At 64.3% G+C, this 16,924-nt stretch carries 14 protein-coding genes; 5 read left to right on the top strand and 9 right to left on the bottom strand.

The features are described 5' to 3' along the window. Positions 1 to 22 precede the first annotated feature (22 nt). From ACO07D_RS19350 to ACO07D_RS19335, 4 genes are all read left to right on the top strand, one after another. Positions 23 to 1,342: an acyltransferase family protein gene (locus ACO07D_RS19350; protein ID WP_421704560.1), complete on the top strand. Its 1,320-nt coding sequence runs from the start codon at positions 23 to 25 to the stop codon at positions 1,340 to 1,342. A gap of 281 nt (positions 1,343 to 1,623) precedes the next feature. Then, the gene (locus ACO07D_RS19345; RefSeq protein WP_421704559.1) at positions 1,624 to 2,637 is read left to right on the top strand and encodes a DctP family TRAP transporter solute-binding subunit; all 1,014 of its coding nucleotides are present in this window, start codon (positions 1,624 to 1,626) and stop codon (positions 2,635 to 2,637) included. Positions 2,638 to 2,775: 138 nt separating this feature from the next. Beyond that, a complete protein-coding gene (locus ACO07D_RS19340; RefSeq protein WP_421704558.1) occupies positions 2,776 to 3,432 on the top strand; it encodes a TRAP transporter small permease in 657 nt (218 codons plus the stop codon). 3 nt (positions 3,433 to 3,435) lie between these two features. Then, positions 3,436 to 4,827 carry a TRAP transporter large permease gene (locus ACO07D_RS19335; RefSeq protein WP_421704557.1) on the top strand — a complete coding sequence of 464 codons (1,392 nt, stop codon included), beginning with the start codon at positions 3,436 to 3,438 and terminating at the stop codon, positions 4,825 to 4,827. Positions 4,828 to 4,959: 132 nt separating this feature from the next. Here the strand turns inward: ACO07D_RS19335 and ACO07D_RS19330 are convergent, their stop codons facing one another. The 9 genes from ACO07D_RS19330 to ACO07D_RS19290 all read right to left on the bottom strand — a co-directional run bounded on the left by ACO07D_RS19330 (position 4,960) and on the right by ACO07D_RS19290 (position 15,843). Then, the gene (locus tag ACO07D_RS19330) at positions 4,960 to 5,151 is read right to left on the bottom strand and encodes a YgaP family membrane protein (protein ID WP_421704556.1); all 192 of its coding nucleotides are present in this window, start codon (positions 5,149 to 5,151) and stop codon (positions 4,960 to 4,962) included. Between the two features lie 66 nt (positions 5,152 to 5,217). After that, positions 5,218 to 5,874, bottom strand: coding sequence for a Crp/Fnr family transcriptional regulator (locus ACO07D_RS19325; protein WP_421704555.1), 657 nt, complete (start codon positions 5,872 to 5,874; stop codon positions 5,218 to 5,220). A gap of 132 nt (positions 5,875 to 6,006) precedes the next feature. Next, positions 6,007 to 9,051, bottom strand: coding sequence for an efflux RND transporter permease subunit (locus ACO07D_RS19320; RefSeq protein WP_421704554.1), 3,045 nt, complete (start codon positions 9,049 to 9,051; stop codon positions 6,007 to 6,009). Between the two features lie 3 nt (positions 9,052 to 9,054). After that, the gene (locus tag ACO07D_RS19315) at positions 9,055 to 10,236 is read right to left on the bottom strand and encodes an efflux RND transporter periplasmic adaptor subunit (protein ID WP_421704553.1); all 1,182 of its coding nucleotides are present in this window, start codon (positions 10,234 to 10,236) and stop codon (positions 9,055 to 9,057) included. Positions 10,237 to 10,505: 269 nt separating this feature from the next. Beyond that, a complete protein-coding gene (mmsB, locus tag ACO07D_RS19310) occupies positions 10,506 to 11,378 on the bottom strand; it encodes a 3-hydroxyisobutyrate dehydrogenase (RefSeq protein WP_421704552.1) in 873 nt (290 codons plus the stop codon). Between the two features lie 10 nt (positions 11,379 to 11,388). Beyond that, on the bottom strand, positions 11,389 to 12,411 hold the full coding sequence (locus tag ACO07D_RS19305) for a 3-hydroxyisobutyryl-CoA hydrolase (protein ID WP_421704551.1): 1,023 nt from the start codon (positions 12,409 to 12,411) through the stop codon (positions 11,389 to 11,391). Between the two features lie 174 nt (positions 12,412 to 12,585). Further along, on the bottom strand, positions 12,586 to 13,719 hold the full coding sequence (locus ACO07D_RS19300) for a carboxylate-amine ligase (RefSeq protein ID WP_421704550.1): 1,134 nt from the start codon (positions 13,717 to 13,719) through the stop codon (positions 12,586 to 12,588). Positions 13,720 to 13,800: 81 nt separating this feature from the next. Continuing rightward, positions 13,801 to 14,205 carry a hypothetical protein gene (locus ACO07D_RS19295; RefSeq protein WP_421704549.1) on the bottom strand — a complete coding sequence of 135 codons (405 nt, stop codon included), beginning with the start codon at positions 14,203 to 14,205 and terminating at the stop codon, positions 13,801 to 13,803. 138 nt (positions 14,206 to 14,343) lie between these two features. After that, positions 14,344 to 15,843 (bottom strand): CoA-acylating methylmalonate-semialdehyde dehydrogenase, encoded by a 1,500-nt coding sequence (locus ACO07D_RS19290; RefSeq protein ID WP_421704548.1) that lies wholly within the window; start codon positions 15,841 to 15,843, stop codon positions 14,344 to 14,346. A gap of 114 nt (positions 15,844 to 15,957) precedes the next feature. Between ACO07D_RS19290 and ACO07D_RS19285 the strand changes: the two genes are divergently transcribed. Beyond that, on the top strand, positions 15,958 to 16,854 hold the full coding sequence (locus ACO07D_RS19285; RefSeq protein WP_421704547.1) for a LysR family transcriptional regulator: 897 nt from the start codon (positions 15,958 to 15,960) through the stop codon (positions 16,852 to 16,854). The last annotated feature ends 70 nt before the right edge of the window (positions 16,855 to 16,924 follow it).

Raw genomic sequence — 16,924 nt, 5'->3', positions numbered from 1 at the left:
TTGACCAAAAACGAGCAGTGATATGAGCGCTTCCGAAGACATTCCAAAGGGCCTTCTGGCCCGTGCCCGCTGGGCCGCCGAAAACACGCCCGCCAGCCGCAACCGGGCTGCCGATTTCTACCGGGCGCTGGCGATCTTCTTTGTCATTCTGGGCCATTGGCTTCTGGTCGCCCCGGTCATTCGCGGCGGTGAACTGGAGTTCACCATCCTGCTGGCCGAACAGCCCTGGACCCAATGGGCGACCTGGCTGTTCCAGGTCATGCCGGTGTTCTTCTTCGTCGGCGGCTTCTCGAACGGGCTCAGCTGGAACTCGGCCCGCAAGGATCCCGAAAGGGCCCGCGGATGGGCGGCGACGCGCCTGTCGCGGCTGCTCAAGCCCACCCTGCCGCTGGTCGCGCTCTGGGCCGTGGCCGCCGCCATTGCTGCGCGTATGGGGGTGGATGCGGAGCTGATCGCCGTCGCCTCGCAATCTGCGCTGGTACCGATCTGGTTCCTGGCGGTCTATATCGTCATCACCGTCGCGGTGCCCCTGTCGATGGCGGCCTGGGATCGCATCGGCTTTGCCTCGGTCGTGGTGCTCTGGGGCGGGGCCATTGTGGTCGATACAATCGCCTTCGGGCTGGACCAGCAATGGCTGCGCTGGGCCAATTACGGCTTTGTCTGGCTGGGGGTGCATCAGCTTGGTTACTGGTGGGGCGGGGCGCAAAGGCAAAACGCCTGGTCGCTGGGTTTCATCGCTCTGGGCGCGGTCTGGCTTTACGTGCTGATCGGCCTGCTGGATTTCCCCGTGGGCATGGTCAGCGTGCCGGGCGAGGAGTTCTCGAACACCCGGCCGCCGACCACCGCCATGCTGGCGCTGGGGGCGGTGCAGATCGGGGTGATCCTGTTGGTCTCGGGCGTGGTGAAACGCTGGCTCGCCCGTCCAGGGCCGTGGAGCTGGGTGATCGTGATGAACCAGATGATCATGTCGATCTACCTGTGGCATATCACGGCCATGGTGGCGGTGATTGGTCTGGCGATGCTGGCGGGCGGCATCGGGCTGGAGCTGCAGCCGGGGGCAGGGGCCTGGTGGGCGATGCGGCCGATCTGGCTGGTTGCTTTCTGCCTGGTGTTGGCGCCTTTCGTGATGGTGTTCCTGCCCTTCGAGGCGGGCTCGCGCACACCGCTTGAGCGCCGTCCGGGGCCGCTGGCGTCGCTTCTGGGCACGCTGATCACCTGCGCAGGCTTGATCATGATCGCGATGAACGGGATCGGCGCAGCCAATGTCCTGGGCGTGAACTGGATCGCCGTGGTACTTGTGTTGGCGGGCGTCTTCCTGGCCACGCGGCGGATTGGTGGCTGAGCGCTGGATTCGTCCCGCCCCCTTTCCATGTTGGCGCTACCGCACCTGTGCGGATTTCCGCACAGGTGCCTTTGGTAGCTGTGTGGAATCCCGCCCACCATGCCTTTGCGACTGGTGATGATGCAAAAAAAGCAGCCCATAACTGACTGCAAATGCTGATGAATTTGGCGCCTCACGGACAGGTGACAGTTTTTCTTGGCCGCTGCCTCTTGAAATGCCCAAATGGGTTCAGCGCCCGACTTGGGGTGTATTTTCGAGGAACGTCTGGGAGGACACACGACATGAAATTCCTGAACAAGGCTCTGATGGGGGCCGCCACCGCCCTGACCCTGACCGTCACCGCCACCAGCGCCACCGCGGCCTGTGACGATGGCGAGATTGTCATCAAGTTCAGCCACGTCACCAACGCTGACAAACACCCGAAAGGCATCGCGGCGTCGCTGCTGGCCGAACGCGTGAATGCCGAGATGGACGGCAAGGCCTGCATGGAGGTCTATCCGAACTCCACGCTGTACAACGACAACCAGGTGCTGGAAGCGATGCTGCAGGGCGACGTGCAGATGGCCGCGCCGTCGCTGTCGAAATTCGAAGCCTTTACCAAACAGTTCCGCATCTTCGACCTGCCCTTCATGTTCAAGAACATGGACGCGGTGGATGCGTTCCAGCAGTCGCCGACCGGTCAGGCGATGAAGGAATCGATGACCCGCCGTGGTCTGCTGGGCCTGGCCTTCTGGCACAATGGCCTGAAACAGTTCTCGGCCAACCAGCCGCTGGAACTGCCGACCGATGCCGCCGGGCTGAAGTTCCGCGTGCAGACCTCGGACGTGCTGGTGGCCCAGATGGAAGCCATTGGGGCCTCGCCGCAGCCGATGGCCTTCTCGGAAGTCTACGGCGCGCTGCAGACCGGCGTTGTCGACGGGCAGGAAAACACCTGGTCGAACATCTACGGCAAGAAGTTCTTCGAAGTGCAGGACGGCGTGACCGAGACCAACCACGGCATCATCGACTATCTGGTCGTGACCAATGTGGACTGGTGGGAAGGTCTGCCGGCCGATGTGCGTGACCAGCTGTCGACCATCATTGCCGAAGTGACCGCCACCCGGAACGGTGAAGCCTTCGCAGTGAATGAAGCCGCCAAGCAGTCGATCATCGACGCCGGTGGCGTTGTCCGCCAGCTGACCGACGAGCAGCGCCAGGCCTGGGTTGACGCCATGAAGCCGGTCTGGAGCCAGTTCGAGGCCGACGTGGGTGCCGACAACATCGCCGTTGCCCAGGAAATCAACGCCCAGCACTAAGCGCTGAGCCACGCATGAGCTTCGGGGCCGGCCGCGTGTCGGCCCCGGAACCCACAAACTCCACACGACACGATATCCACGCCACCAACCCGCGCGACGGATCTTCTGTCATGCCCGCCTCATGGAAAGGGGAAGACCATGAGCACCACTCACCACACAAAGGGCTTCGAGGAAACGGTCATCGCCGTGCTCCTTGGCCTGATGACCATGATCACATTCGTCAATGTCGTCCTGCGCTACATCTTCAACACCTCGCTGATCTGGGGTCTGGAGGTCACGCTGATCCTGTTTGCCTGGCTTGTGCTCTTCGGTGTGAGCTACGGCGTCAAGGTCACCGCGCATCTGGGCGTGGACGCGATTACCAACATGCTTTCGCCCGGGCCGCGCAAGGTTGTCGCGCTGATCGCAGGCGCGCTCTGCATCGCCTATGCCTTCCTGCTTCTGAAAGGGGCCTGGGACTACTGGGCGCCCTATGCAGCACTTGATCGCACCTCGGGCCGCTGGTTCCCGACCGGGTTCGAACAGACCCGTGACCAGGCCTGGTACATCACCGATCAGGTGCCGATGCCAGAGTTCCTGCGCTTTCTGGAAGGCTGGATCAACCAGGGGGAAACCTATGACAAGCTGCCGCGCGTCATTCCCTATGTGATCCTGCCCATCGGGGCCGCACTTTTGCTGTTCCGCTTCATCCAGGCCACCATCCGCGTGTGGACCGGCAAGGCCGAGAGCCTGATCGTCAGTCACGAGGTCGAGGACGAAATCGACCAAATCAAAGACCACCAGTGGGAGGAATAATCCATGGACGTCGTCTTTCTCTTCGCCATGGTGATCGGCTTCCTGCTGATCGGGGTGCCGATTGCGGTTTCCCTCGGTCTCAGCTCGATCATCTTCCTTCTGGTGTTCTCGGACACTTCGCTGGCCTCGGTTGCGCAGAGCTTCTATCAAGCCGAAGCGGGCCACTATACGCTGCTGGCGATCCCCTTCTTCATCCTCGCGTCGTCCTTCATGTCGACCGGGGGCGTGGCGCAGCGGATCATCCGCTTCTCGATCGCCTGTGTGGGGCATCTGCGTGGGGGGCTGGCGATTGCGGGCGTCTTTGCCTGTATGCTCTTCGCCGCCCTTTCGGGCTCGTCGCCCGCCACCGTCGTGGCCATCGGGACCATCGTCATCGCGGCGATGCGCCAGGTTGGTTACACCAAGGATTTCGCCGCCGGTGTCATCTGTAACGCCGGTACGCTGGGTATCCTGATCCCGCCCTCGATCGTCATGGTGGTCTATGCCTCCGCCGTCGAGGTGTCGGTCGGGCGCATGTTCCTGGCGGGTGTCATCCCGGGCCTCATGGCGGGTCTGATGCTGATGGTTGCGATCTATGTGATCGCCACGATCCGCAATATGCCCAAGGGGGATTTCCAGGGCTGGGGCGAGGTCTGGTCCTCGTTCTCGGACGCGGTTTGGGGCCTCCTGCTGATTGTCATCATCATGGTCGGCATCTACGGCATTCCGGGCATTACCGGCGCGCTGTTCACGCCCACGGAAGCCGCCGCCGTTGCCTCGGTCTATGCCTTCTTTGTGGCCTGTTTCGTCTATCGCGACATGGGTCCGCTGTCGGACAAGGGTGAGGGCAAGTCGAACGTGCTGAAGAAGCCGCAGGCCATCGTGACTGCCTTCTTCCACGAAGACACCCGCGGCACCCTGTTCGAGGCCGGTCGCCTGACCATTACCCTGATGTTCATCATCGCCAACGCGCTGATCCTGAAACACGTGCTGACCGATGAGCAGATCCCCCAGCAGATCGCCAATGCGATGCTGTCGGCGGGCTTCGGCAAGATCATGTTCCTGATCATCGTGAACGTGATCCTGCTGATCGGCGGTCAGTTCATGGAGCCCTCGGGTCTGATCGTCATCGTGGCGCCGCTGGTCTTCCCCATCGCGATCGAGCTGGGCGTGGACCCGATCCACCTGGGCATCATCATGGTCGTGAACATGGAGATCGGAATGATCACCCCGCCGGTCGGCCTGAACCTCTTCGTCACCTCCGGGGTTGCCGGGATGCCGATGATGAAGGTCGTGCGCGCAGCCCTTCCCTTCCTGGCCGTGCTGTTCGTCTTCCTGATCATGGTGACCTACATCCCATGGATCTCGACCTGGTTGCCCAACAGCCTGATGGGGCCGGAGATCATAACCCACTAGTAGAGTTACGAGTACGGGGAACGGAAAACGCCGGGAGAGATCCCGGCGTTTTTCTTTCTTGGTGGGCTAAGGACGTGACCGTTTCGCACGGCCGCAGGCCGGGCGGCGCCCTTCGCGCAGTGCCTCAGCCGCTTACTTCTTCAGCGAGCAGGTGCTGATGCCGAAGATCGAATAGGCCGGGCAGGAGCCCACGGCTCCGGTCAGCAGAGGCACGACGCCGATCCAGGCCCAGACAGGGCCACCGAAGACGGCCCAGGCGACCAGGGCCAGGCCGATGATCACACGCAGACCACGGTCGATGCTGCCAGCATTCTTTGCAAACATGAGAAAACTCCTTTCGTTACCTGTCCCCGGTCTAAGCCCGGGAGCAGTGAAAGGCATGTGACCCTGTCACAGAGCGGGCGAGTTTTTCACCTCTTCCAGCCCGGCGCGGTCCAGGATGGTGACTTCTCCGCGCCCATGGGTGACCAGACCGGCCTTGGCCCAGCGATCCAACCGGCGTGAGACGACCTCGCGCGCCGAGCCGATGGCGGTGGCCATGTCGGCTTGGGTCATGCGCAGGGTGTCGCCCTCGGCGCGGTCCAATACCAGCGCGGCCAGGCGCGCCTCGACCTTCAGGAAGGACATGTTTTCAACCAGTTGCATCATGTCCTGCATCCGCGCGGCGAAGGCGCCGAAGACCAGGCGGCGAAAGCCCGGCGAGCTGTCCACGAGCGCAAAGAACACGTCGCGCGGGATCAGCACCAGCCGCGCGGGCCCCGCCGCCGTGGCCTCGCCGGTGTAATCCTCGCCGCCCAGAAGGCCCAGGGTGGATTGAATGCAGCTCTGCCCCGGCGCAACCTGGTACAAGAGAATATCGCGCCCGTTCGGGCCGATCAGGTGCACATCCACCCGGCCCGAGAGCATGACGACATAGCCTTTCACCGCTTCGCCCGGGCAAAACAGAACCGCGCCCGCAGGCACTTCCACCGGGGTCAGCGTGTCCAGAAGCGCGCGGGCGGGGGCATCCAGCCCGGCGATGTCGGTGGTGTTCTTGGTCCAACTCATGGGGCGACTATAGCCGGGCGCGTGAGCGCTGCAATCGTGTCGGATCGTCGCCCCGGCATAGTCCGTTGGGCAAAAGAAACGCCCGGGCAGAGAACCGCCCGGGCGTCATGTGTTTTCTGTTCCGCACGAGGGTCAGGCGCTGACCTCTTCGGCGCGGATGCGGAAGAGGATCGCATAGAGCGTCGGCACGAAGATCAGGGTCAGCACGGTTGCAAAGCTGAGCCCGCAGATGATCGTGACCGCCAGCGATTTGAAGAAGGGATCGCCCAGCAGCGGCAGCACCCCCAGCACGGTGGTCACCACGCCCAGCAGGACCGGGCGGAACCGGCTGACAGCGGCGTCCACCACCGCGCTCATCCGCGCCTTGCCACCGGCGATCTGGCTGTCGGTCTCGTCGATCAGCACGATGGCGTTCTTGATCAGCATGCCGGTCAGGGACAGGATGCCGAGGATCGCCATGAACTCCAGCGGCGTCTGCGTGCCCGCAAGGCCGTAGACCACGCCGATCAGCGCCAGCGGCACGGTCAGCCAGATGATCACCGGCTGGCGCACCGCGTTGAACAGCAGGAAGACGACCAGCACCATGGCACCGAAACCCAGCGGCATGGTGGCGGCCAGCCCTGCGTTCGCCTCGGCGCTGCTGCCGAACTCGCCCTTCCATTCCATGCGGTAGCCGGGCGGCAGTGCGATTGCCTCGATCTCGTCCCGGATGGAGGCGAACAGATCGCCCGACAGCACCCCCGGCGCATTGTCCGACTGGGCGGTGATCGCCAGCTCGCGGTCGATGCGGCGCAGTGTGCCGTCCTCGAACACCAGCTTGAAGTCACTGACCACCTGGGTGATCGGCACATAGCCGCCCGCGACCTGGCTGAACACCTGGATGTCGCGCAGCTGCGCCACGTCCGCCCGCGCACTGGAGACCGGACGCATGACGATGTTCGTCAGCACGTCCCCCTCGCGATAGACGCCGATATTGCTGCCGTTCAGATGGGCATAGACCGCGTTCGAAATCTCGCCCTGGGTCAGGCCCAGACGGCGGGCGTTTTCGGTGTCGATCACCGGGCGGATCACCGGTACTTTCTCGCGCCAATCGTCCTTGACGGCCACGGCGCCCGCGGCTGCCATGATCGTCTTGGCCTCGTCCGCCAAGCCGCGCAGAACCTCGGGATCGGTGCCGTAGAAACGCGTTTCGATCTTCGAGCCGCCGCCCGGGCCCAGCACGAATTGCCAGACCTTGGTCGAGGCCTCGGGGTAGGTCGCATCAAGCCAGCTCTGGATCTCGGGGATCAGGGGGGCGATGCGGTCGAACCCGTCAACATCGACCAGGATCTGCCCATAGGCCGGGTTTCCGCTTTCGCCATCGTAAGTCAGCATGAAGCGGGTATGCCCGCCGCCCACCACCGTATTGGTGCCGGTCACGCCCTCCAGGCTGCGCACATGTTCGTCGACCTCGGCAATGCGCGCCTGGGTCGCGTCGATATCCGTGCCCTGGGGCAGGAAGAAATCGACCACGAATTGCGCCCGGGTCGAGGCCGGGAAGAAGCCCGGCGGCACCAGGCTGAACAGCGCCAGGGCCGAGAGGAACAGGCCGACGATCACGGCCACGGTCACATAGCGCATGTGCAGCGCCCGGCCGAGCAGCCCGCGATAGAAGCGCAGGACCGCGCCTTCGCCTTTGTCGGCGCCCTCTTTTCCCGGTTTCAGCAGCAGGGTGCAGTAATAGGGCGTGAGCCAGATCGCCACCAGCCAGGAGAACAAGAGCGCGATCATGATGGTCCAGAACAAGCTGCCTGCATATTCGCCGGTATTGTCCGGCGAGAGGCCGATGGGCGAGAAGGCGAGGAAACCGACGATCGTGCCGCCCAGCAAGGGCCAGCGGGTCTGGTTCACCACGGCGATGGCGGCCTTGGCCGTGTTCTCGCCCTTCTGTACGCGCACCAGCGTGCCCTCGACCACCACGATGGCATTGTCCACCAGCATGCCGAGCGCGATGATCAGCGCACCCAGCGAGATGCGCTGCATGTCGAGGCCGTAAAGGTACATGCCCATCAGCGTGCCCGCGACGGTGACCAGAAGGATGCCGCCCATCAACAGGCCAGAACGAAGCCCCATGAAGATCAGCAGCGTGCCCACGACGATGGCCAGGGCCAGCACCACGTTCATCACGAAGTCATTGACCGAGACCTTGACGCTTTCTGACTGGTCGGAAATGGGCAGGATGTCGATGCCGATGGGCCGTTCCGAGATCAGCGCGTCCATGCGCGCCTTTACCGCTTCGCCCATCTCGACCACATTTCCGCCCAGCACGTTTGAAATGCCCATGCCGATGGCGGGCTGGCCGTCACGATAGAGGCTTGAGGAGGCCGGTTCCTTCAGGCCCCGGCTGACCGTGGCGATGTCGGACAGGCGAAAGCTGGCGCCGTCCGGCCCGGAAATCACCAGGTTCTCGATCGCCTCCAGCGAGGTCACGGCGGCCAACGGCCGGATCGTCAGACGGGTGTCGCCTGCCAGGATGGTGCCGCCGGGCACGATCAGGTTCTGACCCTCCAGCAGGTTGCCGATCTGCGAGGGCGACAGGCCCAATTCGATCAGGCGCGCGGGTTCGTAGTCGACATGGATGACCTCGTCCTGAACACCGCTCAGCAGGATCTTGGACACGCCCGACACGGTCACCAGCTGGCGCTGCAACTCCTTGGCATAGGTGTGCAGTTCGGGCAGCGAGAAACCTTCGCCGGTGATCGCGAAATAGAGCGCGAAGACATCGCCGTAGTCGTCATAGACCTGGCTGGTCAGCGCATTGGGTGGCAGGTTGGCCTGGATGTCACTGATCTTGGCACGCATCAGCGAGAATCGCTGGTTCAGCGCGTCGCGGTCCTTGGCGGCGGCGATGGTGAACTCCACCGTCACCTCGCTGAGCCCGGGTTTCGAGACCGAGCGCACCTCGTCCACCCCGCGCAGCTGTTGCAGCGCGTTTTCCACCACCTCGGTCACTTCCAGGGCGACCTCCTCGGCGCTGGCGCCGGGGTAGGGGGTGATGATCTGGGCTGAGCGGATCAGGAACTCGGGGTCCTCGAACCGCGGCAGTTTGGTATAGGCGAAATAGCCCGCGAAGAGGATCAGGAGCGACAGGATCGCCGAGATCACCCGCTTGGTGATGGCAAATTTTGCAAGGTCCATGGATCAGCCACCCACCTTGGTGATCGGGCGGATTTCCATGCCCTCCTGCAACCGGCTGACCCCGCCGGACACGACGGTCTCTCCCGCGGCAAGGCCCGAGGCGATCGTGACGCGGTCCCCTGCGACCGGGCCGGTTTCGATGGCGCGTTTGGTAACGCGATTGTCCGTTCCGACGATCCAGACGAAGGGCGCGCCGTTCGGGTCGGCTCCAATGGCCGATAGCGGCACATGTACCTCCTGCGCATCCGTCTGGGGCGCGCGGACCACGATCTGGCCGACCATGCCCGGCAGTACGGTCCGATCCGCGGGCGCGGTGATCGACACCCGGCCGCGATAGGTCTGGGTTGCGGCCTCGGCCTGGGTCGAGAACTCGACGAATTCCGCCTCATGCTCCGCATCCGATCCCGGGAAGATCGCCATCACCTGCAGGTCCGGCGAGCGGCTGATGTTCGGCACATCCGCCCCCGGCACGTCAAAGGCCAGATGCAGGGTTGCGATGTTCTGGAGCAGGATGATGTCCTGCCCGGCCTGGACCTGGGTGAAGGCTTCGACATTGCGTCGCGCGACGATCCCGTCGAATGGGGCGGTCAGAGTGGTGTCGGCCAGGCTGTCGCGCGCCGCCTGCAGTTGCGTTTCGATCCCGCGCAGGGCGGCCTCGGCGCCGGTGATCTCCTCTTCCCGGCCCCCGGCGACGCCGATGGCCAGCTGCTCTTCCTGGGATTTCAACGTGGCCTCGGCGACGCGCAGCTGTGCTTCGGCCTGCTCCAGCACCACCGGGGCGGCGACATTGCGGTCGACCAGGGTGCGGGCGCGGTCGGCCTCGTCCTGGGCCAGTTCGACCTGCACCCGGGCGCTTTCCACCGCGGCCTCCAGCGCGCGCACCTCTTCGTCCCGTGCCCCGCTGCGCAGGGCTTCCAGCTGTGCCACCGCCTGGTCGCGCTGGCTTTCAAGCTGCGCCACCTGCGCCTCGTAATCACGCGGATCCAGCTTGGCGATCACATCGCCCGTCTTCAACCCTGCCGCCGCACGCACCGGCAGGTCGATCACCTGGCCGGAAACCCGGAACGACACCGAGGCCTCCTGCGAGGGCAGCACGATGGCCGGGTAGGTCCAGGTCTGGCTGCTGGCCGTGGTTTCGGCCATGGCGACCTTGGCGGGTCGGACGACGTCTTGCGCCTGGGCCATTGCGGGAAGGGATGTGAGGAGAAGGGCAAGCGCAAGTCCATGCCCGAGGCTGGTAGAGATCATGAATTCCACTTTCGCGCTGTAAGAGACTGCCCGAATTATAACAGGCAGCTGCAGAGGCGCACAGGGGGATATCCAGCGGGGATTGCAGTGAAATTTCGCGCGTCCCGCCTGCACGGTAGGGGCACTAAATGAAGGAACCCCGGCGAACGGTGAATGCTCGCCGGGGCTGGAGATGGTCGCGGACAGGCGCGGTCGCGCCGTCGCCGTCAGCTGCGAGAGCGTTTCTCGAACCGGGGCAGCATGGCCGAGAAATCCTTGCCCAGCCCGTCTTCGTCATCGACGAAGTCAGTGTAAAGCTCGGTTGCGCGCTGGCCCATCGGCGTATCGGCGTCCACCGCTTCGGCAGCCTGTTGGCTGAGGCGCAGGTCCTTCAGCATCAGCTCGGCGGCGAAGCCGGGCTTGTAACCGTTATCGGCGGGCGATTGCGGGCCGACGCCGGGGGCGGGGCAATAGGCGTTCATGGTCCAGCTGTAGCCCGAGGAGGTCGAGACCACGTCGAACATCTTCTGGCGGTCCAGACCCAGCTTGTCAGCCAGGGCAAAGGCTTCACAGGTGCCCGCCATGGTGATGCCCAGGATCATGTTATTGCAGATCTTGGCGGCCTGACCGGCGCCCGCGTCGCCGCAATGCACGGCCTTCTGCCCCATGATGTCAAACAGCGGATCGGCCTTGGCGAAGGCCTCGGCGGAGCCGCCGGCCATGAAGGTCAGCGTGCCGCCAGCCGCACCACCGACACCGCCCGATACCGGCGCGTCCACCGGCAGAAGGCCTGCGTCGGCCGCATCCGCGGCGACCGCGCGGGCGCTTTCCACGTCCACGGTCGAACAGTCCACGAAACCCGCGCCTTCGGACATGGCCGGGATGATCTCACCGGCGACGGCGCGCAGGATATTGCCGTTGGGCAGCATGGTGATGACGACGTCGGCGCCGGTTGCGGCCTCGGCGGCGGAGCCCGCCATCGACACGCCTTCAATCTGGACGTCCGCCATGTCGAACCCGGTCACGTCATGACCGGCTTTCGCCAGGTTCGCGGCCATCGGGCCACCCATGTTGCCCAGTCCGATAAATCCGATTTTCATTGTGTCCTCCTCAGAACGTCAAAGCCTGGTCGCCCAACGGGGCCAGCATGGTGTCGATTGCCGCGGTCGGCAAGGCGTCGGCCTGGTGTTTCCACTGCGGCGAACGGTCCTTGTCGATGATGGCGGCGCGAATGCCTTCGATGAAATCGCCATGTTCCATCGCGCGGTAGGTGTAGCGGTATTCCAGGTCCAGGGCGGCGCGGATATCGGTGACGCCGCGCAGGCGGGTCATCATCTCGATGGTGACGGCCATGGACAGGGGAGAATTGCGCAGCACGGTCTTCAGCGTCTTTGCGGCAAAGTCTGTGTCCGATCCGCGCAGGTTGGCCAGCAGGCCGGGCAGGGTGGTGGCGTCGAACAGCGCGTTGATCTCGGTTTGCAGGGCGGTCAGGCTGCCCTCAGGCGCGTCCTTGCCCACCAGGCAGGCCACATCGCCGGTGTTGACCAGCGTCTCGATCAGCCCGGGCCACTTGTCTTGCGGGATGAACATGTCGGCAAAGCCCACCAGGATCGCATCCGCAGGCCCCATGCGCGCGCCGGTGACCCCGGCGTAAACCCCGAGGTGCCCCGGCGCATTGGCAAGGATCATCGAGCCGCCCACGTCAGGCACCAGGCCGATGCCGACCTCGGGCATGGCGATCTGGCTGCTCTCGCCCACCACCCGATGCGAGCCGTGGCAGCCCACGCCCATGCCGCCGCCCATGGTGAAACCCTGCAGGAAGCTGACGATGGGTTTGGCATATTCGTGGATCTTGGCGTTCATCCGGTATTCGTCGCGCCAGAAGGTGCGGCCATAGGCGAAATCGCCTGCCTTGCCGGTCGCATAGAGGTCGGCAATGTCGCCGCCCGCCGAGAAGGCCTTGTCGCCCTCGGCGTCGATCACCACCAGGGCCACGGCATCATCGTCGCGCCAGGCGTCCAGGGCGGCCTCAATCGCGGTGCACATGTCATAGGTCACGGCGTTCAGCGCCTTGGGGCGGGTCAGGGTGATGCGGCCGACGCGGCCCTGGGTGCGGATGTTGATATCGGTCATTCTGGTCCTGTTCTCGGAAGCGGTCGGGGCTCCGCCCGCTTCCCGCGCACGTATGGAATTGAACGAATGTTTAGGGGGGAATCCTTACAGGAATTTTGCAAGGGCCGGAACAGGAGGCGAGACGTTTTCCGACACGGAAAACGGGTCGGATTTCGGGGCGAAATCCGGCTGGGCCTAGAGGTCGGCGTGGAATTCCTCGACCAGGTGGCGGGCGACGTCGCGCAGGGCCTCCTCGACGGTTTTTTCGGCCTGGACACTGTCGTTGAACACCGCGCGTTGGCGGTCGGCGGAGGTGCCCCGGGTCAGGATGGTGCGGGTGTTTTCCACCTCGGTCAGGCAGCCCAGGGCCTCGGCATCCTCGCTGATCAGCTCGATCAACTCGTCAATAAGGTCCGCGAAATCAACCACTTCGCGTTTGCCGAAGTCGATCAGGCCCGAGCCCGTGCCATAGCGCTGCGCGCGCCAACGGTTTTCCGAGATCAGGAAGTTGTCATAGATGCGCCAGCGTTGATTGCGCGCCTTCAGCCGCCAGAGCATGCGGGCCAGCGACTGGATCACGGCGGCCAGGCTCAGCGTGGTTTCCAGCCGGGGCGAGACGTCGCAGATGCGTGCCTCGATGGTGGGAAAACGGGACGAGGGGCGCAGGTCCCACCAGATTTTTGAACTGTCCTCGATCAGGCCCAGGTCGACCAGCGCATTCACGGAGCGTTCGTATTCCGACCAGCTGGCAAGCTGCGGCGGAAGGCCGGTGCGCGGCAGGTTGTCGAAGACGGTCAGCCTGTAGCTGGCCAGTCCCGTGTCCTCGCCTTGCCAGAAGGGCGAACTGGCCGACAGGGCCAGCAGATGGGGCAGGAAATAGGTCATCTGGTTCATGATATCGACGCGGGTGTCCGGGTCGTCGATACCCACATGCACATGCATGCCGCAGATCAACATGCGGCGCACAACCCCGCCCAAGTCACGGCGCAGATCGTTGTAGCGATCCTTGTTGGTGTGATGCTGTTTCTTCCATTCCGCAAAGGGGTGGCAGGAGGCGGCGATGGGGGCGAGCCCGTAGGTGGCGGCGTGTTTCGCCACGGTGCTGCGCAGGCGTTTCAGGTCCTCACGCGCCGCGCCCACGTCGGCGCAGACTCGGCTGCCGATCTCGATCTGGCATTGCAGGAACTCGGGGCTGACCTGGCCTTCCAGCTCGGCCTTGCAATCCTCCATCAGCCCCTCGGGCGCCTCGGCCAGCTCAAGGCTGCTTCGGTCGACCAGCAGATACTCCTCCTCGACGCCGATGGTGAAGGCGGGCGTGCTCTGGGCCATTCTCTGTCCTCCCGTTTTACACGAGTTGAACAGGAATGGCGCAGGGAAACAAGTGGTTGAAAGGGGGGAGAGCCGCGCGGCTCAGGCCACGGTCAGGGCGATGTCGGTCAGTTCCAGGAAGGCAAGTGCTTCTTGCCATGTGGTCACGACCTCGGTGCGTACGTCTCCGCGCAGGTCGGTCAGGGTGGCATACATGCGTCCCATGCCGAATTGCGTGCTGTCCGGGGCAAGAATGGCGCAGCGGGGCGGTTGGGCGGCCTGCTTGTAATAGGCCTCTTCGGCTCGGCGCAGGCGGCGCATTTCGGCATAGGTCATGTCCAGATCGGCGCCCGGCAGGAACTCGATCAACTCGTCGATGCCCGGGGCGAAATCCGGGCTGCTCGCATAGGCCTTCTGTGCATCGAGCATGTCCTCAAGCGTGACCCGGCCAGACAGGCGCAGATGCAGGAGGGTCGGGTTTGCATAGCATGCGAATTCTATCGGCATGGTTGTATTTCCTTATTCCTGCTCAAAAGGATAGGCGAAATACCGCCGCCTGCAACTCCCCGAAAAAAGCGAGGTGCATAAAAAAATCCCGCCAACCCAATGGATTGGCGAGACAAGATGTTTTCTATGGCTGGAAGGTCAGTCCATCGCCTTAAAGTTGAATTCGCCGCCTTCCTTGATGCCCGACGGCCAGCGCGAGGTCACGGTCTTGGTGCGGGTGTAGAACTTGAACGCGTCCGGGCCGTGCTGGTTCAGGTCACCGAAGCCCGACTTTTTCCAGCCGCCGAAGGTGTGGTAGGCCAGCGGCACCGGGATCGGAACGTTGATGCCCACCATGCCGATGTTGATGCGGTTGGCGAAGTCACGGGCGGTGTCACCGTCGCGGGTATAGATCGCGGTGCCGTTGCCGTATTCGTGGCTGATCGCCAGGCCGATCGCTTCCTCGTAGGAACCCGCGCGCACCATCGACAGGACCGGGCCGAAGATTTCGGTCTTGTAGATGTCCATGTCCGGGGTGACTTTGTCGAACAGGTGCGGGCCGACAAAGAAGCCGTCTTCGTAGCCCTGCAGGCTGAAGTCGCGGCCATCCACGGCCAGCTCGGCGCCCTGATCGACACCCGACTGCACCAGGCGCAGGATGTTTTCCTTGGCCGCAGCGGTCACGACCGGGCCGTAGTCCACGTCGTCACCGGCGGTGTAGGGGCCGACCTTCAGTTTCTCGATGCGCGGAACCAGTTTCTCGCGCAGCTTGTCGGCGGTTTCCTCGCCCACCGGCACGGCGACCGAGATTGCCATGCAGCGTTCGCCAGCGGCGCCGTAACCGGCACCGACCAGCGCGTCGGCGGCCTGGTCCAGGTCGGCGTCGGGCATGATGATCATGTGGTTCTTGGCGCCACCGAAACACTGGGCGCGCTTGCCGTTCTGGGCGGCACGTTCGTAGATGTACTGGGCAATCGGGGTCGAACCCACGAAACCCACGGCCTGGATGGTGTCGTGATCGAGGATCGCGTCGACCGATTCCTTGTCGCCGTTGATGACCTGCAGCACGCCATCGGGCAGACCGGCTTCCTTCAGCAGTTCGGCCAGCATCAGCGGCACCGAGGGGTCACGCTCGGACGGTTTCATGATCATCGCGTTGCCGCAGGCCAGGGCCGGGCCCATTTTCCACAGCGGGATCATGGCGGGGAAGTTGAAGGGCGTAATGCCCGCAACCACGCCCAGCGGCTGGCGCATGGAATACATGTCGATGCCCGGGCCGGCGCTGTCGGTGAACTCACCTTTCAGCATCTGCGGGGCGCCGATGCAGTATTCGATCACTTCCAGGCCACGCTGCACGTCACCCTTGGCGTCGGGGAAGGTCTTGCCGTGTTCGGAGGACAGTTTCTCGGCCAGCTTGTCCATGTCGCGGTTGATCAGCTGCACGAAGGCCATCATGACGCGGGCGCGGCGCTGCGGGTTGGTGGCGCCCCAGGCTTTCTGAGCCTCGGCGGCCGAGGCAACGGCGGCGTCCATCTCGGCCTGGGTGGCCAGGGCGACCTTGGCCTGAACTTCGCCGGTGGCGGGGTTGTAGACATCCGCGAAGCGGCCCGAGGTTCCGGCGACGTGCTCGCCGTTGATCCAGTGTCCGATCTCTTGCATGGGTTCTCTCCCTTAGATTTCCCGGTGACAATAGGCTTGCATTTATGTCGGGAAAAGAGGCAGTTTCTCAAAAGGGTTTTGCAAAAATGCAAGGATGAGCCTAGGGGATGAGCCATGGGGCCGGACTGGGACGATCTGAGGGTGTTTCTGGCGGTGGCACGGGCGGAGAGCCTGTCACGGGCGGGCCGGGCGTTGAAGAAGGACGCCGCCACGGTCGGGCGGCGGGTAGCGCGGCTGGAGGCCGCCCTGGGCGCGCCGCTTTTTGCCAAATCACCACAGGGCTATGCGCTGACGGATGCGGGCGCGCGGCTGATGGCCCATGCGGAGGCCGCCGAACAGGCGTTGCGTGCCGGGGCCGAGGAGCTGGCAGGTCAGACCGGCGGGCTGTCGGGGCAGGTGCGGATCGGCGCCACCGATGGCTGCGCCAGCTTCATCCTGCCCCAGGTCTGCGCCGCGATCAGCCGCGAGCATCCGGACCTGGACCTGCAGATCGTCGCGCTGCCCCGGGTGATCAACCTGTCCAAGCGCGAGGCGGACATGGCGGTGACCGTGGCCCCGCCGCAGACCGGGCGGGTCACGGTCCAGAAGATCACCGACTATCACCTGCATTTCGCGGCCTCCGAGGCGTATCTGGCGCGTGCGGCGCCGATCACACGGGTCGAGGATCTGCGCGCCCATCCGATCATCGGCTATATTCAGGACCTGATCTTCTACCCGGAGCTCGACTTCCTGGCCGATCTGGGGCTGGAGCGCACCACGCTGGGCTCGAACCTGGTGGCGGTGCAACTGGGATTGGTGCGTCAGGGGGGCGGGGTGGGCATAACGCACGACTTCATCCTGCCCTTTGCGCCCGAGCTGCGGAAGGTGCTGGCCCGCGAGGTGTCGATCACTCGCAGCTTCCACCTGGTGCGCCACGAGGGCGACGCGCGGGTCGAGCGCCTGTCGCGGGTGGCCGAGGCGCTGGTTCGCGGCATCAAGGCAGAGGTCGCGCGCCTTGAAAGCATGGCTTGACACCCACCCGCATAGGGGGGACGCTGACCCTGCGCGAACACACGATATCCCGCGCCAACAAGCGCAAAGA

Origin of the sequence: Aliiroseovarius sp., assembly GCF_965228805.1 — a bacterium.
In the GTDB taxonomy this organism is placed as follows: Bacteria; Pseudomonadota; Alphaproteobacteria; order Rhodobacterales; family Rhodobacteraceae; genus JASBTN01.
The sequence above is the reverse complement of the archived record's forward strand: the minus strand, read 5'-3'. Positions and strand labels throughout refer to the sequence as shown.